We start from the raw sequence: 24,817 nt of genomic DNA, 5'->3' as shown, positions 1-24,817 counted from the left end.
GCACAGGAACCGTGACCCGGTGACAGTCGGTGATCGGGGTTGGTGATCATGGTCGTTTGTGTTTGATACCAAGCTGACCGAGGCCATGTTCCCGCATCTGGCAGGGGTCGTTGTCGATCAGATCGATGTCGAGGACGGCACTTTGCTGATCCGAGCGCGGCCTCGTGGGACGAGCGCGGTGTGCCCGGACTGTGCCACGGTCTCGGTCGCGGTGCACAGCCGCTACGAGCGGCGACTTGCGGATATGCCCGCTGGCGGTCAGGCGGTGCGGATCATGCTGCGGGTCCGGCGGTTCTTCTGCCGCACCAAGGACTGCGTGCGTCGGACGTTCGTCGAGCAGGTGGAAGGGCTGGCTGAGCGGCGCCTCCGTCGAAGTTCGCTCTTGTCGCAGGTGCTGACGTCGATCGGGTTGGCGCTGGCCGGGCGGGCCGGCGTTCGTTTGGCCGCGGGGATGGCGGTCGCGACGTCGCGGATGACACTGCTACGGCTGGTACGGGCGATACCCAACCCGCAGGTCACGGCGCCGCGGGTACTCGGTGTTGACGATTTCGCTCTGCGCCGGGGACACGTGTACTCGACGATCTTGCTGGATATGGAGACTCACAAGCCGATTGATGTCTTGGCTGATCGCGAGGCTGCCACGCTCGCCGCGTGGCTGAAGGCCCATCCCGGCGTGGAGATCATCTGGCGGGACCGTGCAGGCGCCTACGCCGGAGGAGCACGTCTGGGTGCGCCTGAGGCGATCCAGGTGGCTGACCGCTATCACCTGTGGGCGAATCTCGGTGAGGCCGTGGGGAAGGCGGTCGTCGCCCACCACGGCTGCTTGCGGACACCAGAACCTCTGCCAGGCGGTGATGATGGTGAATCGTCTGTGGCGTCGGAGAATCCGCCCGTCGAACCGGATGGGGTGCGGGATGTCTGCGGGCGGGAGCGCCCGCTGGTGCTTCGGACCCGTCAGCGTTACGACGAGGTCCAGGGTTTGCTGGCAAAGGGGTACTCGCTGGGCGCGATCAGCCGTGAGCTGAAGCTGGATCATTCGACGGTGCGCCGCTTCGCCCGCGCCACCTGCGTTGAGGAATTGCTGGTCAAGGCAGTTAACCGGGCTAGCAAACTCGACCGCTATAAGCAGTATCTCAACCAGCGATGGAACGAGGGCTGCACCGACGCTACCCGCCTCCACGCCGAGATCCAAGCTCTGGGTTGGCACGGCAGCGTCCAGGCCGTCCGCCGTTACGTGCATCCGTTCCGCACCACGCTCACCGCACCGCCTGTGACCCCGACCCCGCCGAAGCCACGGCAGGTGGTCCGCTGGATGATGACCAAACCTGACGACCTGTATGCCGAGGATGCGTTGCAGCTCAAGGAGATTCTGTCCCGCTGCCCTGAACTTGATGCCACAGCGGACTACGTACGCGAGTTCGCGATGATGATGCGCGACCTTCGCGGCGATCTTCTTGAAGGCTGGATGCTCTCGATCGAGGCAAGCGACCTTCCCGCTCTGCACTCGCTGGTCATTGGGCTGCGACGCGATCAGGCAGCGGTCACCGCGGGACTGACGCTGCACTGGAACTCAGGTCCGGTTGAGGGGCAGGTGAACAGGGTGAAGATGTTGAAAAGGACCATGTTCGGCCGAGCGAACCTCGACCTGCTCCGCTGCCGCATCCTCAACCGCACCTGACGATCACACGCCGTCACCGTGTCACTTTTCCTGTGCCAGAACCGAATTTCATGATCGCCGACACACCACCCGGACCTGCGGCTTCGCAATGACAGCCAAGGGCCTACCCAGTCACGACACATCTGCATACCGAACGGCGCGACAGCTATAACCAGCCGAGATCGACCAGATGATCAAGGCTTATTGCGGAGGCTCGACAGTCCGGCACCTTGCCACTGAGATCGGCTTCTATTGGTCAACGGTCGGCAAGCTCCTCGAAGCCCGTAGCGTGGACACTCGCCAACTCCTACTCACCCAAGACGAGATCAAGAAGGCTAGCGAGCTCTACAAAGCAGGCGCGACACTGGAAGACCTCGCTGGGCAGTGTCACGTGGGGGATACGACCGTACGGCGATGTCTGCTCGCCAGTGGAATCGCGCTAGGCCCGCGAGGTCGACAGCGTCGAGCCGACCAGTAAGTCTGATACTGGACAACTTTGCGATCAGAACCGTAGCGCCACTTGCCGGCAAGGCTCTCGTTACAGAGAAGCGTACAGGTTATATTTGCATGTTGAATATGCGATTTGTTCAACATGCAAATGTCGGAAACCTTAAAACCGCTCCGGTCGCCAACCGGTTAGGTATTTCATTGCTAGCTCAGTGGCATCCGCAACCTCCTGGTCGACAGAGTCGATGTGGTGGCGCACGGACTGGACGCCGTCACGAAGAGTCTCCTGGTCGCCATAAATCGTTTCTAGCGTCTCCCAGTACAGCCTGGCTTCGCGTTGAATCACACGACTGCCTACCGACTGGCTCCGGACCTGGCACACCGATTGCAAGAGCAGTGCGCAGTTAAATTCGGGGTCACCAAATAGGTTCGTCATAAACGTCGATTCTTCCTCTGTGTGGTTTCTCATCCAGATCATCAAGCCCAGCAGGTTTGGCTCGGTTTTGAGCTGCGCGCCATCGGCCCGCTGGATTTCGGCGCTGAGCATGGACTCCAGTTCTCTGGCGGCCACCTCGGAGACAAGGCGATGCCCAGTACCTTCGACATGGCCTATCATGTGAACAAACTCTAGCTTGGATGACAGAGTCGAAATCTGAGGGAGCACCTCCCTTGAAGCAGCTTCGACCTTTGCCTCGTCATCCAGACGGCGAAATAGTCGCAGGACGACTCGTGTCACATGAAGGCGGCCATCGCCCATGGACAACATTCCCCGCTCCCGCTCCGGCAGAGAGGGCAACGTGTTAAGCAAGCCAATGCTTCCTGGAACAACAGCTTCAACAGGGTACTCGCCTTCAAAATTCTCGAGAGCGACAATAACATCTTCCCGCTCGTGCGGATCAAGTAGCTTGAAGAACTCCTCAAAGGCTTCAGCATTGTTCATAACAGACAGTGCATTAGTGGCATGATTGAAGGAATCCAGATCCTTGTTTGTGAGACGCTCAAAATAGAAGCTCAACAGAGCAGGGTGGGCAAGCCGATGCTCTCTGATCCACATCCTCTGCCATGACGCATCGTAATGCATCCCGTTGTCAATGTGGCGGTCGGCAGCTGGAAAGACGCGGTGGACCAATGCTTTAGCTACTGCTGAATGCTCCGCTGAGGTGGCGATTAGGTTGTCGATTGCATCCTTATGCTCGGAGTCTTCGCGCCTACCGATGAAGCTGGAACTAGGTTCAGTCAGTGCTACCTTATTTTCGATCGCCGCCCTATAGAGGTCCGGAACGAACACCCGAACGGCTTCCATTGCCAAGACGTCTACGATTTCTACTTCACCTCGCAGACTGCGGAGGGTACCCTGAAGTGAGGCCGCAAAGCGGCGGACGTCGCGCATATTGCGCAGCAAGGGGTCGATGATCTCTGCAAATACGTCTAACCATCTCTGCTCATCAAATCGCGGCTCCGAAAGGTGGATGCCATTGATAATGGAGTCAAGTGTCCTTCCCAGTTCGGCCCGGAGCAACGTAACGGGGATGGCTGGAATATCAACCGATACTTGCACGATCTTCTCTAGGTAGTTGCGACCTGAAAGGCCCGTTTCGCTGAGCGCCTGCTCGACTCGCTCGCGATCGAAAGCCAAGAGATACACGACATTGGGAAAGCTGGCGGTTAGGCGCACAAGCTTGAAGATATGGCGGATCTCATTGGTGTCGAGGCGATCTATGTCATCAATGACTACGATTAGAGGCTGCTCTAGATTTGCCAGGATTCCGGCCAGTTTGGCGCGCTTTTGGGTTACGCTTTCTTTCTTTCGTTCATGAAACTGCTTGAGCGCTTTAGTGCTGGCGCCAAGCCGTGTAATCCACGAACCAAGCACTGGAATTGCACCCAGCGGACTTAAGAGTTCGCCGTACGCGCTAAGCTCGGTTGCAATCTTACTAAACTTGCCCTCTTTTATATCGAGTTGCGCGGCGAGCTCGGTGAAAAATGAATCCACCAACTGTTCCGTGCCGGAAAACATCCACGGGTTGAAGTCGAGAACAGTTAATGGCGGTTCGGTCTCTAAGTGTCGTCGTATCAAGTTAATGAGCGACGTCTTGCCGTAACCCCACGGGCCCATAACGGCAACAACACTGCCTTCCGTTGCGTCGACCTGCCGCAACTCGTCGGCTAGATGCTTTGCAAGTGGGGCGCGGCCAAGCGCGTCCTGCGGAGTGTCGCGAATGGGGTTGTCGCCAGTAACTGCCATGGCGCATTTCATCACAAGCGATGGGCAATGTCACGCGCATCTGGCTGTCCTGAACTCTACCGTGTTCAAAGTGTCGCAAGATCGAGTTATATCCAGGGTCTAGGTGAGCAAACTGGTCGCCTTCAGGAAAATGTCACCGGTTTGCGCGGCATGCTGACGCTTGCGCATAAGAAGGTCCGGAAACAGAATTCTCTCCTCGAGCGTCATCGTAAGGTCGGAACCATCCATCAGAAGCAGAGTAGGCCGCCGACTATGGCCAATCAGCGTCAAGGCGTTTGGTTGAAAGCCGCTCATCGACAGGAAAAGACCGAGCGTGTTGTCTAGCTTGCGATTTGCCTTGCTTGAGAACGTATCCAAATCCGCGAGCGGTGTCAGCTCTTTTTGCCACTTGGCCTCGAGCAAGTATTCAACACCCTGGAACGTAAAAGCTCCGTCGATCTGCTCGCCATGAATTCGAAATGAGCCTTTCGCATCAATGTCGTACAGTGCAAATAGGTCGTTCAGAAGCTTCTCAAGTGAGTAACCTCGTGTCTGAGGATCTTGACTCATGATCGTGAAGAACAGCTGTTTAAGCTCCGCGAGCTTCTCGCTCATGGCGCGAGCATTCTCATTTCGGGCCAGCTCGGCTTCGAGACGGCGCGCGGCGTCTTCTTTCTCGCTTCTGAGCTTACGATACGGTTCGACCTGCTTACGTAAGGACGTTAACGAGTTGACCGCCTCGTCATATTTCTTCTGGCCATCAGTGAGTCGCTTGAGGTGACTTGGATCTTCAACCTCTGCAACCGTAAGCAGGAGGTTCAGGAGCACGTCAAAATACTTGTGTTGATTAGCCGCAAGCTTATCGATGAGCTGGGTAACGATCTGATGCTTGTATGCCGTCCAGTCCAGCTCCGCCACAAGGGAGCGATCACCCAGAGTAGCGTTCAAGAAGGCGCGGAGATCGTTCTTGTACCAGTACGTGAGCCGCAACGCCTCCTTGAGGGGGTGGAGCACCGCCGCATTGACGTGTTTCGGCATGTTGGATTTCCTCACCGTGGACCGGCCTCTGGCACGGTAAGTCGGCGAAACGCTAAATCGCGTTACACCCGGTAGCGGGCCCATCTACGCCAGTACTGGCATCAGCACGTCAGGGCGCAGGAAGAAGTCCTGCACGTACGGCGAGTTGCGGTGCGGCTCCAAGCGAGTCCGCAAGTCCTTCAGCGCACCGGTCGAACGGCTGGACTTTGACGGTCGCCGCCAGCTTGACAGCTTTCATTCCGGCTGCGGTTGCGGCGGCCAGGTCGTGATCGGACAGTGCGGCCCTGGCCATCGTTGCCTCGGCGAGAGAAGCGCGTCGAGCTCGGTTCTGTCGGGTGGCATCGTTAGCAGACAGCTTGGCGAAGGCGGCCGCTTCCCGCGGTCGCTCCAGGTCGCGGAAGGCGTGGGCGTACTCGCCGTTGAGGTAGGCCACGTCGATGAAGCGCGCCCACTCAGGCTCGTCTTCGGGTGTGATGCGTTCAAAAGATTGCTCAGACAGGTGCACACTGCGGGCAGCCGCTCCGGCGTCGCCCATAGAGGCTTCAGCTCGCGCTTGCAGCGTCCGGAGATCTGCCAGGCAGGCCGGGGACTAGTGAATGGGATCGCCAACGGAGTGTCGGGTGTCAACCGGACGGTGAGTGCTGAGCCTGCGGGTAGCGTCGCGCTTCGCGATCGTGTCATCAGCTCATGGGTGATGGAGAATAGAAACGTGGACCGGGAGTACCTTGACGAGACCTTGAGCCGTCTCGTCAAGGACGCCGGATTCCAGCCGGAGGATTGGACCCACACCGAGGTCAAGGAGTACAGACGTCTCGTTCAAGGCGCTCATGCCGCGAAGATCGACACCGATCTGCGGAACATGCGACTGCTACGGATCGAGCCCCATTTCAACGACCCCGCTAAGGCGCGCGCGACGCTGAGCTCGGGCCGCGTAATCGGACTGACCTTCAAGAGCTCCGGCGGCCACGTCGCCGTGGTGTTGGATCTCCTGCCTCTCGGGACGGACAACCTGTAATGAGAAGCGTTCCCACCGAGCCGCCGCCGATCAACCCCGAGCCGCTAGGCAAATGGCTGGCTGACGAGCTTGAGGCCCGCGGCTGGTCCCAGGCAGACTTCGCCGCCATCCTTGGACGACCGACCCGGTTCATCTCCGAGATCATCAACGGCAAGAAAGAGATCACCCGCGAGTCGGCCGCACAGATCGGTGCCGCTCTCGACCAGACCGCCGAGATGTGGCTGAACCTGCAGGACCAGTACCTGCTCGCCGAGCAGGCGAAGGACCTGCGCACGCAGGCCAAGCTCAACGATGTCCGCAAGCGGGCACTGATCAGCAAGCACGCCCCAGTTGAGCTGCTCCGCAAGCGCGACATCCTGCGCTCGACGGAGTTCGACTCCCTCGAGGACGAGCCCAAGTTTCTGGCGTCCGCCAGGCGGTTGTCACGGAGAAACGTGGTCGCATTTCGTGAACCAAACCAGCCTGCCGGTCGTGGTTGCCCCGCGCTCCGCTGCGGCGCTCGAGCGGGCGCTGGGTGTGCTCGCCGTCGAGGTCTACGGCTTCGCCTGCGACAGAGGGGCCCGCTCTGGTGGGGCGCGGGGACCGTTGGGTGTGGTCCCGGCGTGTGTGGTCGGGGCAGGGCCTCTGGTTCCTGCGTCGCTACGTGTGAGCCTTGGATGACCCTCGCCGCCGACCTGCGCGAGGAGCGATGGCCCACGCTGGCTTGCGCCGCCGAGGAGGTTGTGCCCGACCTCGACATCCAGGACGCCGAACGCCACCACCACGACGAACTCGAACTCGCGCAAACTGGAGACCGGGCTGCCACCTTCGCGGTTCGACTACGACTGGTTCGCTCTGCGGGACGTGCTGTTCCAGGACAGAGACTGTGACGGCGGACGCTGTGGAAGACCTGCTGGATAACCCGTCCGACCCCAAAAGTGGGGATAAAGCGGGGAGATGACCATGGGGCGATCGCAGGTCAGCGCGCTGACCTGCGAAAACTGTGGGGCGCGTGGGGCTCGAACCCACAACCTACAGATTAAAAGTCTGCAGCTCTGCCAATTGAGCTAGCGCCCCGATACGTCGAGGATACTGGTTCGGTTCATCCTCGCGTGTGCGGGGCGGATGTCCACTCCTTGGGCGGCGAGATAGGCCACCCCGGAGGCATAGCGCGGGCGGCCTGAACCGGTTCGGCATCGTCGGGTTTCATGCCCTCACGTGCTGATCTATCGGTGATTAGGGTCTCGCGCAGGCGGTCCCCGATGTCGGAACCGGTACTGAGATCGGAGCGGGTTACGTCGCTGGCAGCAGCCGTGCGGGTGCGCTGATCGAGGGCAGTCGACACCCTGGTGTCGGCTGCCGCGATGACGCATCGTGACCGTGTCCCGCGACCCAATAGCGCGGGCGGGGCGTTTGAGTAGTTTCACTCGACTTTGTGGATGGTGGATCGCCGCGAGCCGCGTTTGCGTCATAGTGTCATCAGATGATCACGCTCGGGGAGGGGTGCGATGGAGGGGTACAAGGTCGTCATCGACGCGATCGAGGCCGCATCGAAGGCGGCAAACCGGGCAACCGACGGTGTCCGGCCGGTTGATCTGGGCGGCACTTTGGCTGGCGTTTCCGCAGGTCTCGCAGGTGGAACCGCGATCGAGGCGGCACGGTTGCTTGGCGAGATGTGGTCTCGTGAGCTTCCCGTATGGGTGAAGAACATGCAGGAGTACTCCGGCCAGCTGTCGGCTGCTGCGAGCCGGTACCGGGCGAATGAGCAAGAAGCGGCCGCTGATCTGCACGTGGCCGCCGTGCGCAGCGGGCCGAGGCCGATCTGATGCTGACCTGGGCAGATGTACGGAGATGGAACCCAGTGGCGATCGGTGGCGTGGCCGACGCACTCAACCAGCGCTGCACGCAGCTGATCGCGCTCAACGACGACGTGGAGTCAGCGGCGAAGTTCCCCGGCTGGTCCGGCGACGCCGCTGCGGCCGCGTCCACCCGCGGCAATTCGCTGATTTCTGGCTTGGAGCAGCGGGTCGCCGAGGCGTCCGCGGTCCGCCGAGGCGCACACGAAGTGCAGCTCGCGGTCGAACGCCTCACGACCGTGGTCGCCGAGACCGACGAACTCGCCCGGCGCAACTGCTGGCACATCGGCGACGACGGCGCCGTCGTCGCACCACCGACGGACGGCCCGCCTCCGTCCCCGGAGGTCGTCGCTCAGCGTCAGCGTGTCCGTGTCGAACTGCTGGATCGAGTCGAGCAGATCCTGCGGCGCGCAACCGACGTCGACGCGGACTTCGCGGCGATCCTGACCAGGGCGATGCGCGGGGAGATCACCGAGCAGAACGCGAACACACTCGCCCAGGCCGCGGACGCCGGCACCCGCCAGAGCGGGCTGTCCATCATCGGACCGCCCGGCGGTGGCACGCCGGGTGACAATAAGGCCTGGTGGGACAGCCTGTCCGACACCGCGAAAGCGACCATCCTGCGTGACGCCCCTGACCTGGTCCGCAATCTCGATGGCATCCCAGTAGCGGATCGGGACTCGGCTAACCGGGCGGTGCTCCAGCGCGAGATCAGCAAGCTCGAGCGTGAAGCGACCGAACTGTCCCGCGCGAACCCGAACGACCCGAGATCGCCTCATCAGACCGACTGGCCGGGCAAGGAAAAGCTGGACGAGATCGCCGGAAAACTCAACGGCTTGCACAACATCGAGAACCGGCTGAACCACCCGGGCCTTGGTCAGCAGCAAGCGTTCCTCATCGGCTTGGACGTCCAAGGCGACGGGAAGGCGATCGTGTCCTCCGGAAACCCCGACGCCGCCAGGAACGTCGCCACGTACGTGCCGGGCACCGGCGCGGAGCTGGCAAAGATCAGCAGCGAGATGGAACGCTCCGATCGGATGGTCGACGAGGCCATGCGAGCAGATTCGCCGTCGACCGCGGTGATCTCTTGGGTCGGTTACGACGCACCTGACGACGTGGTGCCCAACGCGATGAGTTCCGACTACGCCGACAACGCCAAGAAGGACCTGGACCGGTTCCAGGATGGCCTGCGCGTCACCCACCATGGCGACCCGTCGCACAACACCATGGTCGGGCACAGCTACGGCACCACTGTGATCGGGCACGCCGCTCGCGACGAGCACCTGGCGGTCGACGACATCGTGTTCGTCGCCAGTCCGGGCGTCGGGGTCAATCACGCGAGTGAACTCGGCTTGCCCGCCGAGCGCGTCCACTCGACAGTGGACGCGCATGACCCGATCCAATTGGCACCTGTACATGGGATTGAGCCGCAGAACTTCAGCGATGCCAACGTTTTCTCCTCCGGTTCAACCGATCCGGGCAAGTCGACCGAAGGGCCGATTTACCAGTTCGGCTACAACTCGGATGCCCATTCGATGTACTGGGACAAGGACAACAAGGCACTCGCCAACATGGGCCGCGTCATCGCCGGCCAGCCCACGTTCTAGCGATGGAAGGCACCATGAAGGCCACAGCCAAGCTGTTGACGGCGATCGCGGCCGCCAGTGTGATCACCGGGTGCGGCTCAGGAGGAAACGACATGAAGACGACGATCACCATCGAGCAGGCGAACCAGAAAGTGGACGACTGGCTCACCCAGGTCCGCCAGGCACTTCCACCGGAAGCGACCTACGAATTATCTTCGTCGGAAGAACGTGGCTCATGCCTCGACCCGGCCGACGGAGGCTCGCAGGAGCGGGTCGTCGCCAACCGCACCTACAAAGTGCTCGGGCTGCCGAAAGACAAGATCCCGTCCTACTTCGAGGCACTGCGAACCTGGTGGCAGAACCACAACTTCCGCATACTCGACAACACCCCGCCCAACGAGTTCTTGTGGGTAGAGAACAACACCGACGGCTTTCGCATGACCTTTCAGGCCAGTCCGCAAGGAAACCTATTCCTGATCGCGTCATCTCCGTGCGTCTGGCCAGGAGGCGCACCTGGGCCCAAAGCCATCGCACCCAAGCAATCCGACAGCACAGCTGAGCAACCGGCCGCCGCGCCGCAAGCCCAGCCTGATCCGGGCGCGCAACCCGCACCGAGGTCTCGGCGGCCGCGCCCAGCGGTCGACGACGAGGATTTCGATCAGGTCGACTGGACCGACAACAATCGCTACTGATCACAGAGCGCGGACTGCGGCAGGTAAGGACAGCAGCCTCGCCCAAGATGATGTCAGGGCCAGCGGGTAGTCGAGGACGAGGCGAGCGCCATGCAGATCAAGGCTGCCAGGGCACACGCCGACGTCTACCTGAAGAGCGTGAACGCCTAACGGTCCTATGCTCAGGGCTACGCTGAGGTGTTACAAAAGGCGATCGAGTCCACCGAGCGGCAGACTCAGGCTGCCGCAGACACACTGAACAACAAGCACAGGTGGGACCGTTGATGCGCACAGCGACACTCGGTGTCGTCATAACCGCAGGGCTGCTGCTCGCGGGTTGCTCTGGAACAATCCCAGGCAACGCGCAGACCACACCCCCTACGGCTAGTCCGTCCACAAGTAGCGGTCTGTCGGTACCGCCGGTGGCCAATCCGCTCGACACCACCAAGTTCGAACAGAACCCCTGCGATGTTCTCACTAAAGAGCAGGCTCGCGAACTCGCCAACCTGACGACTACCAAACTGGACGCTGAAGCTCCCGGCGGCGCGATCTGTTCCTGGGTGGACGAGAACCACAACGACATCAACTTCAGCCTCAACCGGACCGGTGGACTGGAGACCTTGTATCGAAACCACAGGTCTGACGATCCTGGCTATTTCGAGCCAGTCCCGAGCGTCGCCGGATACCCCGCAGTTTTTGCCGACATCCAAGATGGCCGGGGACTGTAAAACGTTCGGTGTAACTCCCGATCATGGAAGTGCACCTGATGACCGACATGATGTCCGGCGTGGAGAACGCTGAGGACTCGAAGCCCGAGGCAGGCTTGGGTGGCCTGGATGAGCAGCTCGTCGCGCAGCTGCTGAACAGCGCTAAGGCCAGTGGGCTGAAGCTGACCGGTGAGGGTGGGGTGTTGCAGCAGCTGACCAAGCGGCTGCTGGAGTCCGCGCTCGAGGGCGAGATCACCGATCACCTCGGTTATGACAAACACGACCCCGCCGGTCGTGGGACCGGCAACTCGCGTAACGGCACCCGGTCCAAGACCGTGCTCACCGACGTGGGCCCGGTCGAGATCGACGTGCCGCGGGATCGGGACGCGAGCTTCGAGCCGAAGATCGTGGCCAAGCGACAGAAACGCCTGGGCGGTGTGGATGAGATGGTGATCTCGCTGGCCGCGAAGGGCCTCACGACCGGGGAGATTTCCGCGCATCTGGCCGAGGTCTATGGCGCTGAGGTGTCGCGGCAGACGATTTCCACGATCACCGACAAGGTCATCGAGGGCATGGTCGAGTGGCAGAACCGGCCGTTGGACCCGGTTTACCCGGTGATCTTCATCGACGCGATCCACGTCAAGATCCGCGACGGGCAGGTCAGTAACCGGCCGATCTATGTCGCGCTCGCGGTGACCTGCGAAGGACGGCGTGACATTCTCGGGCTCTGGGCCGGTGACGGTGGTGAGGGCGCGAAGTACTGGCTGCATGTGCTCACCGAGCTCAAGAACCGGGGCGTGGCCGATGTGCTCATGGTCGTCTGCGACGGGCTGACCGGACTGCCGGACGCGATCACCACGGTCTGGCCGCAAACGATCACCCAGACCTGCGTGGTTCACCTGCTGCGTAACAGTTTCCGCTACGCCGGCCGCCAGCACTGGGACGCGATCGCCAAAGCGCTCAAACCGGTCTACACCGCCCCGACCGAGGCCGCCGCCCGGGAGCGCTTCGGCGAGTTCGCCGATGCCTGGGGCGCTCGCTATCCGGCGATCGTACGGTTGTGGGACAACGCCTGGGCCGAGTTCGTGCCGTTCCTGGCGTTCGACCCGGAGATCCGGCGGGTGATCTGCTCGACCAACGCCATCGAGAGCGTCAACGCCCGCATTCGCCGCGCGGTGAAGGCCCGCGGACACTTCCCGAACGAGCAGGCCGCACTCAAATGCGTCTACATGGCCATCATGAGCCTCGACCCGACCGGCACCGGTCGCAAACGCTGGACGATGCGGTGGAAACCCGCGCTGAACGCCTTCGAGATCGCCTTCGACGGCCGCCTGGCCGCCGGACGCAAGTAAACCCCTTCAACCCGAGTTACACCGTTCGTTTGACAGACCCGATGGCCGAGCTGGGGGTACCTGCACATTGAGCGTGGGGGTCAGCAAAGACGTGGCGATGGTCGTCAGTTCGATATTCGGTGGCACGTCGCCGCACGAGAAGAATCCGTGTCCGATAGTGCAGAAGGCGGCTGAAATGGCGATCGCGACGTTGAAGGCTGGTTCGTAGTGGGCCTATGCCGTGCAGGAGATCGTGTTGGTGGTCAATGGCGGTGAAGGCGTGGGTAGATGTATTTGCCGGTAGCCGCGCCTCGAGCAAGATGGCCACACTGCAGACCGAGCAGCAGAACCAAGCCGCTGCTGACGCCCTGAACAGGGCGTGTCACGCCAACTGTGTAGGTCGGGGGTGTACCAAGATCGACCGGCCTGGTGGGCGGTCGGAAGGGACACCGAGTGACGCAGAACACATCGCCTCGTCGCAGTGACGAGGCGGCGGCGCGGCAGCTGGCGGAGACGTTCTCGCCGGAGACGATCGACGCACTGCTGAAGGACGCCAAAGCGGCCGGAACGCCGATCGACGGCGTCAACGGCTTACTGAATCAAATGACCAAAGCGGTCCTCGAGCGGGCGCTGCAGGCCGAGATGACCGACCATTTAGGCTATGACGCCGGCGACCCCTCCGGTCGCGGTTCCGGCAATTCCCGAAATGGGAAGTCGACCAAGACGGTGTCGACGATGAACGGTCCGGTCGATATCGAGGTTCCGCGTGACCGGAACGGGTCTTTTGAACCCGCGATCGTGCCGAAGCGATCTCGTCGGATCGGCAACATCGACGACATGATCCTGTCACTGTACTCCCGGGGCATGACCACCCGCGACATCGAAGCGCATTTGCTGGAAGTTTATGGCGTGAATGCCTCCCGGGAATTGATATCGAACGTGACCGATGTCGTGGTCGACGAGATCAAAGCGTGGCAATCACGTCCGCTCGACGAGGTGTATCCGATCCTGTATGTGGATGGAATCCGGATCCGCGTCAAAGACAACGGCGTGGTGACCACCAAAGTCGCCTACCTGGCCATCGGTGTCGACGTGGACGGCCGCAAGCACGCTCTCGGCTGCTGGATCCAGGACACCGAGGCCGCGAAGTTCTGGCAGAAGGTCGTCACCGACCTGCGCAACCGTGGCGTCAAAGACATCCTCATCGCCTGCTGCGACGGCCTGACCGGTCTTCCCGACGCGATCAAAGTGATCTTTCCTGACACGGTCGTGCAGACCTGCGTGGTCCACGTCATCCGCAACGCCTCGAAATTCGTGTCCTACAACGACCGCAAAAAGATCGCCACATCGATGCGCGAGATCTACTGCGCCCCCACCGTCGAAGGCGCCGAACTCGCCCTGGCCGAATTCGACAAGAAATGGGGGCAACAATATCCAGGAGCCATCGACGTGTGGCATAACGCCTGGAATGACCTCATCCCGTTCCTTGACTACCCGCCGGAACTCCGCAAAATCGTCTACACCACCAATGCTATCGAATCCATCAACTTCCAACTCCGCAAAATCACCAAGAACCGCGGACACTTCCCCGACAAAGACGCAGCCATGAAACTTCTCTACCTCGGACTTCGCAACATTTCCAGTCAACGCGGCGGAACATCCGGAACGGGAACGCATGGCTGGAAAGTTGCACTCAACACGCTAGCCCGCCTCTTCCCAGGAAGGCTGCCTTTCTGATAATCTGAAAAACGTAAGTAATCACCTCTGACTTACACAGAAATCGTGACAGGCTCGGCCGCGACGTCGTAGACCGCAGTCAGCCCGACGGGACGGTCCTGGCCCCAGAACACCAGCCACCGGGTCGACGGGGCGCGGCGGGCGACGACGAGAACCCACCAACCACCGCCCTGCCGCCACCAACGTCGCGCCGGATGTGCTCGCGATCACCGACCTCGGCCAGCTCACCGCCCAGGCGCGCGCAGACAGTTCACCGCCGCCGCCGTCGTGCGCGAGTCTGCACGCGCTGGGCGTCACAACGGACCTGCTGACCGCCGCACGCATCCTGCGCGTCGGCCGAACAAAGGCCTATCAGCTCGCGAAGTCCGGCGACTTCCCGGTTCCGGCTACGCGCATCGGCCGCCACTACGTCGTCGCCGTCGCCCACATCACCGAACTTCTCGGACTGGACGAAAAACACTCGTCCTAACGGCTTGCCCTCCGGGGTGCACGCAAGCGTCCATATCCGCTGCAACCACCAACGGATTGGGTGAAAGGAACATCCGCAATGCCCCCACGCACCTCTACCCGACTCAAAGGCCGCACCTACAAACGCTGCGCCTGCCCTGACCCCGACACCGGCAAAATCATCGGCACCACCTGCCCGAAACTCAAACGCCGCAGCGGCGCCTGGAGTTCGGACCACGGCAACTGGTGCTACCAAGCCGAACTCCCGCGCCGCGCCGACGGCAAACGCCGCATCCTGCGGCGCGGAGGATTCACCGGGCAGACCGAAGCACAGGCCGAACTGGACTACGTCGCCGATCTGGTCGAGCTCGGCGCGCATCGCGGCCCCGCCGAGCGGATCCTGATCGGCGACCTCATCGACGGCGCCCTGCGCGCCAAAGAACCCCTCCCCACCCCCGAGGAGGTCACCAAGCGCCTCGACATCGGCACCGACCCCGACGCCATCCCCACCGTCGAGCAATGGCTGGAAACCTGGCTCGCCGGGAGGAAGAAACTCCGGGGCGGCACCAAGCGCTCCTACGGCAGCCATCTCCGGCTCTGGTTGATCCCGCACCTCGGGCACTATCGGCTCGACGAACTCACTATCGACCACATCTCCGGCATGTTCGACGCGATGGCCGAACGCAATGACCGCATCGAAGAAGGCCGCGTCAGTGACGACCCACAAGTCCGCGCCAGCGTCTACGGCATGCGCACCATGGGCGCGGCCACCATGCAGCGCTACCGTGCCACCCTGCGCGCCGCGCTCAACGCCGCCATCCGCCTCAAACGCGGCCGGAAAGCGGTCCCGCTGATCACCTTCAACCCCGCCTCCTACGTCGAACTGCCCTCCGGCAAACGCCCCAAGGCGCTGCTGTGGACGCCCCAGCGGGTCCGCCGCTGGAAAGAGACGGGGAAGAAGCCGTCCCGGGTGATGGTGTGGATGCCTGAGCAGGTCGGGGAGTTCCTCGACCACGCCTACGGCCACCCCTACTACCCGCTGTATCACCTCATCGCTTACCGCGGCCTGCGCCGCGGTGAAGCCTGCGGCCTGCCCTGGTCGGAAACCAACCTCGACACCCAGGACATCACCATCTCCTCCGCGCTGGTTCAGCTCGGATGGAAGGTCGAGTTCGGTGAACCCAAGTCCGAAGCGTCCGGCCGGATCGTGGCCCTCGATAACGCCACCACCGAGACACTGATCGAGCACAAGGAGAACCAGGACCTGCAACGGCTCGCTGCAGGCGACGCCTGGCGGGAATCGGGGCTGGTGGTCACCAACCCCGACGGCACACCCGTACACCCTGCCAAAGTCACCGACGTCTTTCAGGAACTCGCCGACGCCGCCGGACTCCCACCCATCCGACTGCACGACCTTCGCCACGCCGCCGCCACCATCGCGCTCGCCGCCGGAGCCAGCCTGAAAGAAGTGCAGGCGCTGCTCGGGCACTCCAGCATCACCATCACCGCCGACACCTACGCCCACATCCTGCCCGAACTCGCCCGCGGCACCGCCGAAGCCTCCGCCGCACTCGTCCCACGCAAAACCCGCCAGCAGCCACCCGCCGCCTAACGCAGCAGACTGTCACGGATCCACAGGTGAGCGAGATTCGCCCGAGACCACCGCGAGACGTACCACCTGAGCCGTCTCCTCGCCGGTCTTACCCGTCTCGCTCATGGTCCTCGGCGCGGTGCCGCCTGAGCGCGCGGTTGAGCAGCCCAACCGCCAGCAGCAGGTACGCCGCGACGGCGATGGCGAACACGCTCTGCACGGGTTGGGTGAGGGCCAGCGAGCCCGCCAGTCCTTGTTCGGAAGGACCGTGTCGTTGCCGCCCGCCCAGGTCATCCCACAAACGGGGCACTTGACGTACCAGTCGTCGCCTTGTGCGCTGAAATCCAGTTGACCACGCTTGTCCGGCGCCTGGGCAGTTGTCCGTTGCGTCGGCTCCACGAGTAGTCATTCACAATCCCCTCGTCTGCTGAGGAGCCTGGACTGTTGGGTTGAACATTTCGCATCAGCGCAGGCCTCATGTGGTTGGTGCGACATATCTGGGCGCCATAGCCTCCATCTGCTCGATCACCAGCCGGATGGCTTCGGGCTGTTTGTCGGGCGGATACTTGTACTTCACGAGCAACCGTTTGATAGACGATCGGAGCTTGGCTCGAACGTCGTCCCGAACTGTCCAGTCAGTCTTGACGTCGCGGCGCATGACCGCCACCAGATCGCGGGCGATCTTGGCAAGCACGTCGTCGCCCTGCACCTCGACTGCCGACTCGTTCGTGCTGACGGCGTCGTAGAAAGCCAGCTCGTCGTGGGACAACGGCGGGTTGAAGCGTTGGCCACGGTTGCCCTCGGCGGCGACTTCCTTGGCCAGTTCGATGAGCTCGGCGATCACCTCGGCAGAGGTGAGCTGCTGGTTGACGTACTTGCGCATCAATTCGGAGATTCGCTCGGAGAACGCTCTCTGGCGCACGAGGTTGTGCCGCGTCACCTGGTCCGACTCCTCAACCAGAAGCGCACGCAACGCCTCGATCGCGAGATGCGGATTCGACGCGGACTGCGCTTTGATCTGAAACTCTGGCCCCAGATCGGACAGCGACGGTTTCGGCAGGCCGGCGGCGTTGTAGATGTCGATCACCTCGCCGGACACGGTCGAAGTCGCTACCAGCGCGGACAGCATCCGTTGGATCTCCTCCGGCACGGGGCGGCCTTCGGCTTGCCGTTGCTGGGCGTCGAACTTACCCATCCAAACGCGCACCTCCTCGTAGAACCTCGCCGTGACGCGGAGGTGTTCGAGGGTCTGGTTGCCTGAGCAGAGCGCCCATGCTCGGGCAAGCTGGCTAGCCAACTTGCGAAACCGATCTCCCAGCGCTTCTTCGCCGTCTGGGACCTGGTTGCCTGGAGTGGTGGGCGAGCGCAGATGGTTGGTAAGCCCGTAGGCGGCCTTGACCCAACTCTTCGGACCATTATCTAGCTTGGTCCGCCATGGGTAACCGGCGCACAACTGGTCGAGGGAGGCGATGAGAGTGGTAGTGAGGGCAACCGCTTCGTCGATGTTCTTACCCACCGGTTTATTGGCCTGGTCGGTGTCGGTGTACTCGGCGAGCGCCCTGTTGAGGTTGTCCGCCAGGGGGGCGTAAGCGACAAGCAGCCCGTCCGGCTTGCCGCGGAAGGTCCGGTTCACCCGCGCCAAGGTCTGCATCAGCAGTGCGCCCTTGAGAGGGCGGTCGAGGTAGAGCGTGTGCAGTGGGGGCGCGTCAAAGCCGGTAAGCATCATGTCCTTGACGATGACGATCTGAAGCTCGTCCTCAGCATCGCGGAGTCGCTTCTGGATGACCTTGTTCTGTCCGTCGCGACGGACGTGCTTTGCAACCGGCATAGCGTCCTGGGCCGAGCCGGAGTAGACGACCTTGATCACGCCCTTGTCGACCGCGTCGTGATGCCAGCCCGGCTTGACCTTGACGATCTCGTCGTAGAGGTTGGCGCAAATCTCGCGGGTTGCACCGACGATGAACGCCTTGCCAGGAGAGCTGACGAACTTGCGCATCTGCTCCGAACGGGTCTCCCAGTGCTCGATGATGTCGGCAGCCAGCGCCGCCAGACGAGCGGGCGCCCCATAGACCGCGTTGATCACGGCGACGGACTTCTCGATGTTGGCGCGTTCCACCTCGTCGAGGCCGGCGGTGGCCTCGTCCGCGGCCCGATCGAGGTCGTCTTCGCTGACGTCCTTGGTCAAGCTGACCTTGATCAGCCGTGGCTCGAAATAGACCGGCACGGTGGCGCCGTCGTCCACCGCGCGGGTCAGATCGTAGATGTCGATGTAGTCGCCGAAAACCTCGCGAGTGTTGCGGTCCTCGAAGGAGATCGGCGTGCCGGTGAACGCGATGAGCGTTGCGTTGGGTAGTGCTTTCTGGAGATGGAAGGCGTAGCCGTCGAGGTCGTCGTAGTGGCTGCGGTGAGCCTCGTCAGCGATGACGATGATGTTGCGGCGATCCGACAGCAGCGGATGGTTCAGCCCGGCGTCCTTCTCGGCCTTGCTCAGGCCGAACTTTTGCAAGGTTGTGAAGTAGATACCGCCCGTCGCTCGGTTGGCCAACTCGTCGCGCAGCTGGGCACGGGTCGCCACCTTGATGGGGGACTCACTCAGCAGACGCGAGCGGTTGAAGGCTTCGTACAACTGCCCGTCGAGCTCCTTACGGTCGGTGACCACGACGAGCGTCGGGTTCTTGAGCTTGGGTTGCACGGCGACGAGGTGGGCGTACAGCTCCATTTCCATCGACTTACCCGACCCCTGGGTGTGCCACACGACCCCAGCTTTGCCGTTGCTTTCCGCTGCGGCGACAGTGGAACCAATGGCCTTGGTGACCGCGAAGTACTGATGGGGCTTGGCAATCCGCTTCACGTAACCGTCGGAGCCGCCGTCGAACGCGGTGAAGTTCCGTTGCAACTGGAGGAACCGTTCGGGGTTGAACACCCCCTCGATGAGGAACTCCAACTCGGTGCCGAGGTGCGCATTGCCGAGCGGTTTGCCGAGCTTCGCCGGCTTGCCATCGTCGTCGACGTTCCACGGCGAATAGTGGTTCAGCGGGGTAAACGGCGTCCCATAACGGGCGGTGATTCCGTCGCTTATCACGGTGGTCACGGCGAACCGGAACGCCATCGGGAACTCACGCAAGTAGGTCGCCAACTGGGCGTGCGCCGCGTCCAGATCGGCCTTGGCCGCGCCCGCCTGCTTCAGTTCGAAGATCGCGACCGGCATACCGTTGAGGTAAAGCACCACATCGAAGCGGCGCTCGACCTCCGCTGTGCGGACCGTGACCTGGTTGACTGCGAGCAATTCGTTGTCGCCGGGCTGATGGCTGACCAACCGAATCGTTGGATTCTGCTCGACACCGTCGCCGTCGATGTAGCTGATCCCGCGATAGCCCTGAACACAGATCTGGTGCAGCCTGTAGTTCTCCGCGATCGCGTCCTGAGAGGTCGGTTGGATGATCTCGGCGAGCGCCTGCTCCAGGTACTCCGCAGGCACCTGCGGGTTCAACTCCCGCATCTTGGCCAGCATCCGCCCAGGAAGCACGATGTCATCCCACGACGTCCGACCATTTTCAGCGCCCGGCGCGATCGCGATCCCTGGAAGCGACCGCCACTCCTGCTCGGCGAGTGTCTCCAGTGCGACACCTTCCCAGTCCGCCTCGCTGAACCCCGGCTGCTTCGTCATTACACGATCCCCTCCACGACCTTTTCGGCCTCGCGCACACGGATCTTTCCGGACATAAGCAGTGGCAGAATTTCGTCCCGAGTAGCGGCCAGGATATCCGACTCTTGCTGGAGCCCTAAGGCCAATTCGTCGAGTGCTGTAAGCTCGGCTCCGATAGATTTCTGTATTGCCTTGTCTGGTACTGCGATTTCAAGTCCAGCAAGCAAATCCCGTCGAAGTTCCGTCTGGCCAGTGCTTCCTTCGGCTAGGCCTTCGACTTCTTTCTCGATCTGAAGAAGGCCAAACCCGGCGCAAACAGGATCAATCAACGTGGGATCGAATCGGACTATGGTGACGTGTGAATCAGCGGTTGCGCGGATGTCCAGTGTCCATCGGGCTACGCGCCCTAGTGTCCCTGCGCCGGTTGAATTGACGAGTACATCGTATCGATGCAGTAGCTTATCGGAGCGAATAGAAGATTCCTTTGTCATCCGTGAGGGATTGAGATTTATCCACTGATTGCGCACGCACTTCTGATTCAAGATAGTTACGCCATCGGATTCGACATACTTCGGCGTGACACCTCGAGCGACTAATTGAGCTACTTCGCGAATTGTCAATCTGTCACCCGCACGGGTGGCGCGAACGTAGTTGGAATGGGCTAGATCGCGAGAAATTTTGAAAGCCTTGTCGTTGGCGGCGATTTTGTCGTCGAGCGCCCCTAGAACCTTCGCGACGGCTCGCTGTACTTCGATTGGTGGTAGTTCGAGTTCAATAGATCGCTGGTCGGTCAGACTTACGTATGGGGCCATGTCAGTCTGACCCTTGAGTACCTCAAGCTGACGCGCAAAGCTCGGGGAGAGCATGGCATACCGCAGGAACCGCTGATTGAGAACGGAGAGATCGAGGGATCGCCAAAAAGTAGTCTGTGGCGAGCAGACGAAATTCGGCGAATCCATCGGTGCTACTGCAACTCGTCCGACAGTTCCCTTGTGGGAGAGGATCACATCTCCAGGGTTGCCGATCCCTTTGCGGATTCGGTTGCGAGCGATTGTATTGATTTTGCCAGCACTGTCGAAATTGATAGTCCCACTCGACATGTCTGCGGCTCGAATGAATGGCACTCCGACATCGACGAACTCATCTGGGCGTGGTCGATACTCCCCGTGGTTCCCATCTTCAACAAGCAGGACTCGTTGGGCCACGAGGTCACGAACGATCTTTCGTGTCATGACAGTCGCTCCAGCTGTTCACGGACGATCTTCTCCAGGCGTGCCGACTCGTCGAAGACCACCAGCAGCTCCTTGGTGAGTCGCTGAATCTTGTCGTTGATGGGTTCGTCGTCGCCATCTTCTTCGGTAGCGCCGACGTATCGGCCTGGCGTGAGGGCGTAGTCGGCAGCTTTGATCTCGGGGAGGCCCACCGACTTGCAGAACCCCGGGACGTCCTCATAGGCCAGCTTCTTCTGAGCGGCGGAGCGGCTGCCGCGCCAGGCGTGGTAGGTATCGGCGATCTTGGCGATGTCCTCGTTCGACAGTGCGCGCTCGGCGCGGTCGATCATGTAGCCAAGTTCGCGGGCGTCAATGAACAGCACCTCACCGGACCGGTCCACTGCCCCGTAGTTCCCCGCGCGCTTGTCCTTAGCGAAGAACCAGACGCAGACCGGGATTCCGGTACTGCGAAAAAGTTGTGTCGGCAATGCGACCATGCACGAGATAAGATCGGCCTCGACGATCTGAGCGCGGATGGCGCCTTCGCCGTTTGTGTTCGACGACATCGAACCGTTGGCCATCACCACACCGGCGCTTCCGCCAGGAGCAAGCTTGGATAGAATGTGTTGAATCCAGGCGTAGTTGGCGTTGTTGGCTGGCGGAACGCCGAACTTCCAGCGAGGGTCTTCGGTGTTACGGGACCAGTGTTTGATGTTGAACGGCGGGTTCGCCATCACGTAGTCCATCTGGACGTCCGCGTGCTGGTCGCGAGCGAACGTGTCGCCCCACCGAGCCCCGAGGCCTTTGTTGTCGATGCCGTGGATAGCAAGGTTCATTTTCGCCATTCGCCAGGTTTCTTCAAGGCTTTCCTGGCCGTAGATGGCGATGTCCTTTGGATCGCCGTTGTGTTCGTAGATGAACTTCTCGGTCTGCACGAACATGCCACCCGAGCCACAGCACGGGTCGTACACCCGCCCGCGTGAGGGTTCCAGCAGCTCGACGATTACCCGGACGACGCTGGGAGGCGTGAAGAACTCGCCGCCCCGCTTGCCCTCTGAGCGGGCGAAGTTTCCCAGGAAGTACTCGTACACCTCGCCCATCAGGTCGCGGGCGCGGTGTTCACCCTGGCGGCTGAAGCGGGCGCTGTTGAACAGGTCGATCAGTTCACCGAGGCGTCGCTGGTCGATGTTGTCCTTGTTGAACAGGCGCGGGAGGGTGCCTTGCAATGTCGGGTTGGTCTTCATGACCAGGTCCATCGCTTCGTCGATGAGCTGGCCGATGTTCTTAGCAGGCTCAGTCCCGGTTGCCGGCTTGCCTTTGGCGTTCTCGGCGAGGTAGGACCACTGGGCGGTGGGCGGCACCACGAACACGCCGTACCCCTGGTACTCCTCGGGGTTGTCGATCAAGTCATCGATCTGCTCCGCGTCGTAGCCCTCGGCCGTGAGGTCGGTGCGGATGGTCTCCCGGCGTTCTTCGTAGGCGTCGGCGACGTACTTGAGGAACACCAAGCCGAGAATGACGTCCTTGTACTGGTTTGCGGACAGCGAGCCGCGGAGCCGGTCGGCGGCCTTCCACAGGGTGTCTTTCAGTTCTTTCACCGTCGATGGCGCCGACGGTTCCTGCTTCTTGCGGGGAGGCATACTGCCTGACCTTCCTATTCCGTTGTCCGTGTCGTGAGAGTTACCGCGCCAGCGGCAACCCCGTCGATCATGGCCGCGACGAGATTTCGCGTCGCGACCAGGTGCCGTTCCAGCGTCGACTCGTGGACCGCCGCAGCGCCAAGGGCCTCTTCCAGTCGTTCCACCTCGGTGGTGTCGAGGACGGGAACGTTCCAGGTCTGCCACTCGGTCACATCGTTCGGCAACCGGTTGACGATTGCCGCCACCGCGTGCGGGCCGATCCCGGCTTGCGAACTGATCCGAAGAATCTTCGATGGCGAAGCCACTAATGATCCCCCGTGGTCGTCGACTCGTGCGGTTGGGCGGGGGCGTTCCGCGAACACCACATCTCCGGGCTCGGTGCGGGCCGCGCGGGGATACAGTCGCGCCGCATCGAACGGGTCGAGCCGCACAACGCCTGGCGAGTCGGTCGCGGACAGGACCGCGATCGACCCGGCGGGGTCGCTGTGCTCGGGATCGACCCGGCTGCCGCGCAGCACCCGCACGTGTCCCAGCTCCTTCAACTCACCCAGCGATCGCCGACGCAGCAACATAGCCCCTGGAGCACGCTCGACCAGCATGTCGAAGGGCCGGATCGGCTCACTCGTGACCAAGGTGGCCGCGTTGATCAGGGCGGTGTGCTGCTCGATCTCCGTCGTAGCCAGCCTCACGGCTCGTACCCCACGGGGCACGACAGCGGTGCGGGAGCTCAGGATCGGTGGGAGATCATGCGGGCGTAGGTAGCGGAAGGCACGGCCATGAGGCGCAGCCAGCGCACCGTTCACGTCGGCGGCAAGGTCGCCCAAGTCGAGCTCATCAGGAGCGAACGCAGCCAGATCGGCAACCCGTGGCAGTTGGGTGAAGCCGCCTGCCGCGCATACCCACAAGCCTAGTGCTTGCCGGTGCGCCTCGCGCCACATTCCTCGGGGAAGGCGGAGGGCGATCACCAGACTCTCCGCGCGGAGAGTCTGCGCTCGGTGTCGCTCGTCCGCTCCTTGAAGTTCGTCGCACAGGACACCAGCCGGGCCGACGATGACTGCGAGTTCACCTTCGCTGAGTTCGAGCACCAGGTTGTCGACCCGATCGAGTATCTCGTTGGTGGGCCTGCCGAGAGTAGAAAGCAGGCGGACGTTCGGCGCTGTCGCATCGTCGGCAGTCTCGATACCTCGAATCGTCGATCTGCGTCTGATGTCCCGCAACGCCGGTGCGTCACCAGATACCACTAGGTGGTCGAAGGTCTCGGCAAGTGCCAGGGGCAGGCTCGAAACGGGTCCGGTATGAACCAACGGCACCCCCTCGGGGTCGAGATGGAGTGCGCAAGCGTCAGCGACCGCGTGAACGAGGTTGACAGCCTCGGAGGTGAGGTCGCGAGTACCGCGTGCTCGCGCTGCCCTGCCCTGTTCCAGACGTTCAAGCGCCTCGCTGGCGCTGTACGACGCCTCGACCAGGTCGTCGATGAACCGCAGAGTGCAGGTCTCCGGCTCGGACCCCACGACCTCCCGAAGTAGCACCCGGTCGTCGTGGTCGACATCGCGTGCCAGCGCGGTACGTTGCTCCGCTGTCGTCTCCGTCAGTTCCTTCCCTGTTAGTGCCGCGAAGCAAAGCCACATGACAAGTTCGTCCAGGGCTACGTCGTCGGGAACGCTCAGCGCTGGGGCGTCGAGGTTGACTTCTGCGTTGTTACCCCGACCGGTGCGTCCGAGCCACTCGACGATGTCTTCGCGGCGGAACCGTTCCATTCCGCCCGAAACCTCGACCGGGTCGGGGAAGGGCACGTACTGGCCGCGGACACTTGGTCGTTTGCGCCACATGCTCACGACAGGGCGGCGGACATGAGCAAGATTCGCGACATCCTGCAGCGTTAACGTGGGCGCGGCACCCATCACAGCGCACCTCCCTCAGTACCCTCGATGTCTTACGCAGAGTATCGAGTGAATGGCCTCCGTTGTAACACTGTCGAGTGATAACCCTGCTTATCTACGTTCTCGCTTCACCAAACCGCCAGGCGAGGCGAGT

Annotated in this window: 19 protein-coding genes and 1 tRNA gene; 11 read left to right on the top strand and 9 right to left on the bottom strand. The window is 62.0% G+C overall.

Annotation, left to right across the window (positions count from 1 at the left end; translation table 11 throughout):
* Positions 1-58 precede the first annotated feature (58 nt).
* Positions 59-1,678 carry an ISL3 family transposase gene (locus AB5J62_RS40750; RefSeq protein ID WP_370945359.1) on the top strand — a complete coding sequence of 540 codons (1,620 nt, stop codon included), beginning with the start codon at positions 59-61 and terminating at the stop codon, positions 1,676-1,678.
* Positions 1,679-2,267: 589 nt separating this feature from the next.
* On the opposite strand, the gene AB5J62_RS40745 is transcribed toward AB5J62_RS40750, so the two are convergent.
* The 3 genes from AB5J62_RS40745 to AB5J62_RS40735 all read right to left on the bottom strand — a co-directional run bounded on the left by AB5J62_RS40745 (position 2,268) and on the right by AB5J62_RS40735 (position 5,901).
* Positions 2,268-4,349: a P-loop NTPase fold protein gene (locus AB5J62_RS40745; RefSeq protein WP_370945357.1), complete on the bottom strand. Its 2,082-nt coding sequence runs from the start codon at positions 4,347-4,349 to the stop codon at positions 2,268-2,270.
* A 99-nt stretch (positions 4,350-4,448) separates the two neighbouring features.
* Positions 4,449-5,366, bottom strand: a complete 918-nt coding sequence (locus tag AB5J62_RS40740) for a hypothetical protein (protein ID WP_370945355.1) — start codon at positions 5,364-5,366, stop codon at positions 4,449-4,451.
* A 109-nt stretch (positions 5,367-5,475) separates the two neighbouring features.
* A complete protein-coding gene (locus AB5J62_RS40735) occupies positions 5,476-5,901 on the bottom strand; it encodes a hypothetical protein (protein ID WP_370945354.1) in 426 nt (141 codons plus the stop codon).
* A gap of 174 nt (positions 5,902-6,075) precedes the next feature.
* Between AB5J62_RS40735 and AB5J62_RS40730 the strand changes: the two genes are divergently transcribed.
* The gene (locus AB5J62_RS40730) at positions 6,076-6,381 is read left to right on the top strand and encodes a hypothetical protein (RefSeq protein WP_370945353.1); all 306 of its coding nucleotides are present in this window, start codon (positions 6,076-6,078) and stop codon (positions 6,379-6,381) included.
* Positions 6,381-7,250 carry a transcriptional regulator gene (locus AB5J62_RS40725; protein WP_370945352.1) on the top strand — a complete coding sequence of 290 codons (870 nt, stop codon included), beginning with the start codon at positions 6,381-6,383 and terminating at the stop codon, positions 7,248-7,250. Before AB5J62_RS40730 ends, AB5J62_RS40725 begins: the two co-directional genes overlap by 1 nt.
* 114 nt (positions 7,251-7,364) lie before the next feature.
* Here the strand turns inward: AB5J62_RS40725 and AB5J62_RS40720 are convergent.
* Positions 7,365-7,437 (bottom strand) — tRNA-Lys (locus AB5J62_RS40720).
* 431 nt (positions 7,438-7,868) lie between these two features.
* On the opposite strand from AB5J62_RS40720, the gene AB5J62_RS40715 reads away from it, so the two are divergent.
* The 8 genes from AB5J62_RS40715 (at position 7,869) to AB5J62_RS40680 (ending at position 16,307) form a co-directional block, all read left to right on the top strand.
* The gene (locus tag AB5J62_RS40715; RefSeq protein ID WP_370945351.1) at positions 7,869-8,186 is read left to right on the top strand and encodes a hypothetical protein; all 318 of its coding nucleotides are present in this window, start codon (positions 7,869-7,871) and stop codon (positions 8,184-8,186) included.
* A 50-nt stretch (positions 8,187-8,236) separates the two neighbouring features.
* On the top strand, positions 8,237-9,823 hold the full coding sequence (locus AB5J62_RS40710) for an alpha/beta hydrolase (protein WP_370945349.1): 1,587 nt from the start codon (positions 8,237-8,239) through the stop codon (positions 9,821-9,823).
* Between the two features lie 2 nt (positions 9,824-9,825).
* Positions 9,826-10,494: a hypothetical protein gene (locus AB5J62_RS40705; protein WP_370945348.1), complete on the top strand. Its 669-nt coding sequence runs from the start codon at positions 9,826-9,828 to the stop codon at positions 10,492-10,494.
* A 263-nt stretch (positions 10,495-10,757) separates the two neighbouring features.
* Entirely contained in the window at positions 10,758-11,201 is a 444-nt protein-coding gene (locus tag AB5J62_RS40700) for a DUF3558 domain-containing protein (protein ID WP_370945347.1), read from the top strand.
* Positions 11,202-11,251: 50 nt separating this feature from the next.
* Positions 11,252-12,532 (top strand): IS256 family transposase, encoded by a 1,281-nt coding sequence (locus tag AB5J62_RS40695; RefSeq protein ID WP_370950361.1) that lies wholly within the window; start codon positions 11,252-11,254, stop codon positions 12,530-12,532.
* A 483-nt stretch (positions 12,533-13,015) separates the two neighbouring features.
* A complete protein-coding gene (locus tag AB5J62_RS40690) occupies positions 13,016-14,248 on the top strand; it encodes an IS256 family transposase (RefSeq protein ID WP_370950159.1) in 1,233 nt (410 codons plus the stop codon).
* Between the two features lie 196 nt (positions 14,249-14,444).
* A complete protein-coding gene (locus AB5J62_RS40685; protein WP_370945346.1) occupies positions 14,445-14,717 on the top strand; it encodes a helix-turn-helix domain-containing protein in 273 nt (90 codons plus the stop codon).
* 78 nt (positions 14,718-14,795) lie between these two features.
* Entirely contained in the window at positions 14,796-16,307 is a 1,512-nt protein-coding gene (locus AB5J62_RS40680; protein ID WP_370945345.1) for a tyrosine-type recombinase/integrase, read from the top strand.
* Between the two features lie 88 nt (positions 16,308-16,395).
* Here AB5J62_RS40680 and AB5J62_RS40675 read toward each other — a convergent pair whose 3' ends face one another.
* The 5 genes from AB5J62_RS40675 to AB5J62_RS40655 form a co-directional block, all read right to left on the bottom strand.
* On the bottom strand, positions 16,396-16,596 hold the full coding sequence (locus tag AB5J62_RS40675; protein WP_370945344.1) for a hypothetical protein: 201 nt from the start codon (positions 16,594-16,596) through the stop codon (positions 16,396-16,398).
* 165 nt (positions 16,597-16,761) lie between these two features.
* Positions 16,762-19,953, bottom strand: coding sequence for a type I restriction endonuclease subunit R (locus tag AB5J62_RS40670; RefSeq protein WP_370945343.1), 3,192 nt, complete (start codon positions 19,951-19,953; stop codon positions 16,762-16,764).
* Positions 19,953-21,164: a restriction endonuclease subunit S gene (locus AB5J62_RS40665; protein ID WP_370945342.1), complete on the bottom strand. Its 1,212-nt coding sequence runs from the start codon at positions 21,162-21,164 to the stop codon at positions 19,953-19,955. Before AB5J62_RS40665 ends, AB5J62_RS40670 begins: the two co-directional genes overlap by 1 nt.
* Entirely contained in the window at positions 21,161-22,783 is a 1,623-nt protein-coding gene (locus AB5J62_RS40660) for a type I restriction-modification system subunit M (protein WP_370945341.1), read from the bottom strand. The genes AB5J62_RS40665 and AB5J62_RS40660 overlap by 4 nt, the downstream gene beginning before the upstream one ends.
* Before the next feature lie 14 nt (positions 22,784-22,797).
* Positions 22,798-24,684, bottom strand: a complete 1,887-nt coding sequence (locus tag AB5J62_RS40655; protein WP_370945340.1) for a hypothetical protein — start codon at positions 24,682-24,684, stop codon at positions 22,798-22,800.
* Positions 24,685-24,817 lie beyond the last annotated feature (133 nt).

This window comes from Amycolatopsis sp. cg5, assembly GCF_041346955.1.
Lineage (GTDB): Bacteria > Actinomycetota > Actinomycetes > Mycobacteriales > Pseudonocardiaceae > Amycolatopsis.
The sequence above is the reverse complement of the archived record's forward strand: the minus strand, read 5'-3'. Positions and strand labels throughout refer to the sequence as shown.

Excerpts from the sequence above, each read along its gene's own strand:
- AB5J62_RS40745 (WP_370945357.1), bottom strand. The coding sequence starts at position 4,349 with ATGGCAGTTACTGGCGACAACCCCATTCGCGACACTCCGCAGGACGCG.
- AB5J62_RS40740 (WP_370945355.1), bottom strand. The coding sequence starts at position 5,366 with ATGCCGAAACACGTCAATGCGGCGGTGCTCCACCCCCTCAAGGAGGCG.
- AB5J62_RS40735 (WP_370945354.1), bottom strand. The coding sequence starts at position 5,901 with ATGGGCGACGCCGGAGCGGCTGCCCGCAGTGTGCACCTGTCTGAGCAA.
- AB5J62_RS40725 (WP_370945352.1), top strand. The coding sequence starts at position 6,381 with ATGAGAAGCGTTCCCACCGAGCCGCCGCCGATCAACCCCGAGCCGCTA.
- AB5J62_RS40715 (WP_370945351.1), top strand. The coding sequence starts at position 7,869 with ATGGAGGGGTACAAGGTCGTCATCGACGCGATCGAGGCCGCATCGAAG.
- AB5J62_RS40705 (WP_370945348.1), top strand. The coding sequence starts at position 9,826 with ATGGAAGGCACCATGAAGGCCACAGCCAAGCTGTTGACGGCGATCGCG.
- AB5J62_RS40700 (WP_370945347.1), top strand. The coding sequence starts at position 10,758 with ATGCGCACAGCGACACTCGGTGTCGTCATAACCGCAGGGCTGCTGCTC.
- AB5J62_RS40695 (WP_370950361.1), top strand. The coding sequence starts at position 11,252 with ATGTCCGGCGTGGAGAACGCTGAGGACTCGAAGCCCGAGGCAGGCTTG.
- AB5J62_RS40680 (WP_370945345.1), top strand. The coding sequence starts at position 14,796 with ATGCCCCCACGCACCTCTACCCGACTCAAAGGCCGCACCTACAAACGC.
- AB5J62_RS40670 (WP_370945343.1), bottom strand. The coding sequence starts at position 19,953 with ATGACGAAGCAGCCGGGGTTCAGCGAGGCGGACTGGGAAGGTGTCGCA.
- AB5J62_RS40665 (WP_370945342.1), bottom strand. The coding sequence starts at position 21,164 with ATGACACGAAAGATCGTTCGTGACCTCGTGGCCCAACGAGTCCTGCTT.
- AB5J62_RS40660 (WP_370945341.1), bottom strand. The coding sequence starts at position 22,783 with ATGCCTCCCCGCAAGAAGCAGGAACCGTCGGCGCCATCGACGGTGAAA.
- AB5J62_RS40655 (WP_370945340.1), bottom strand. The coding sequence starts at position 24,684 with ATGGGTGCCGCGCCCACGTTAACGCTGCAGGATGTCGCGAATCTTGCT.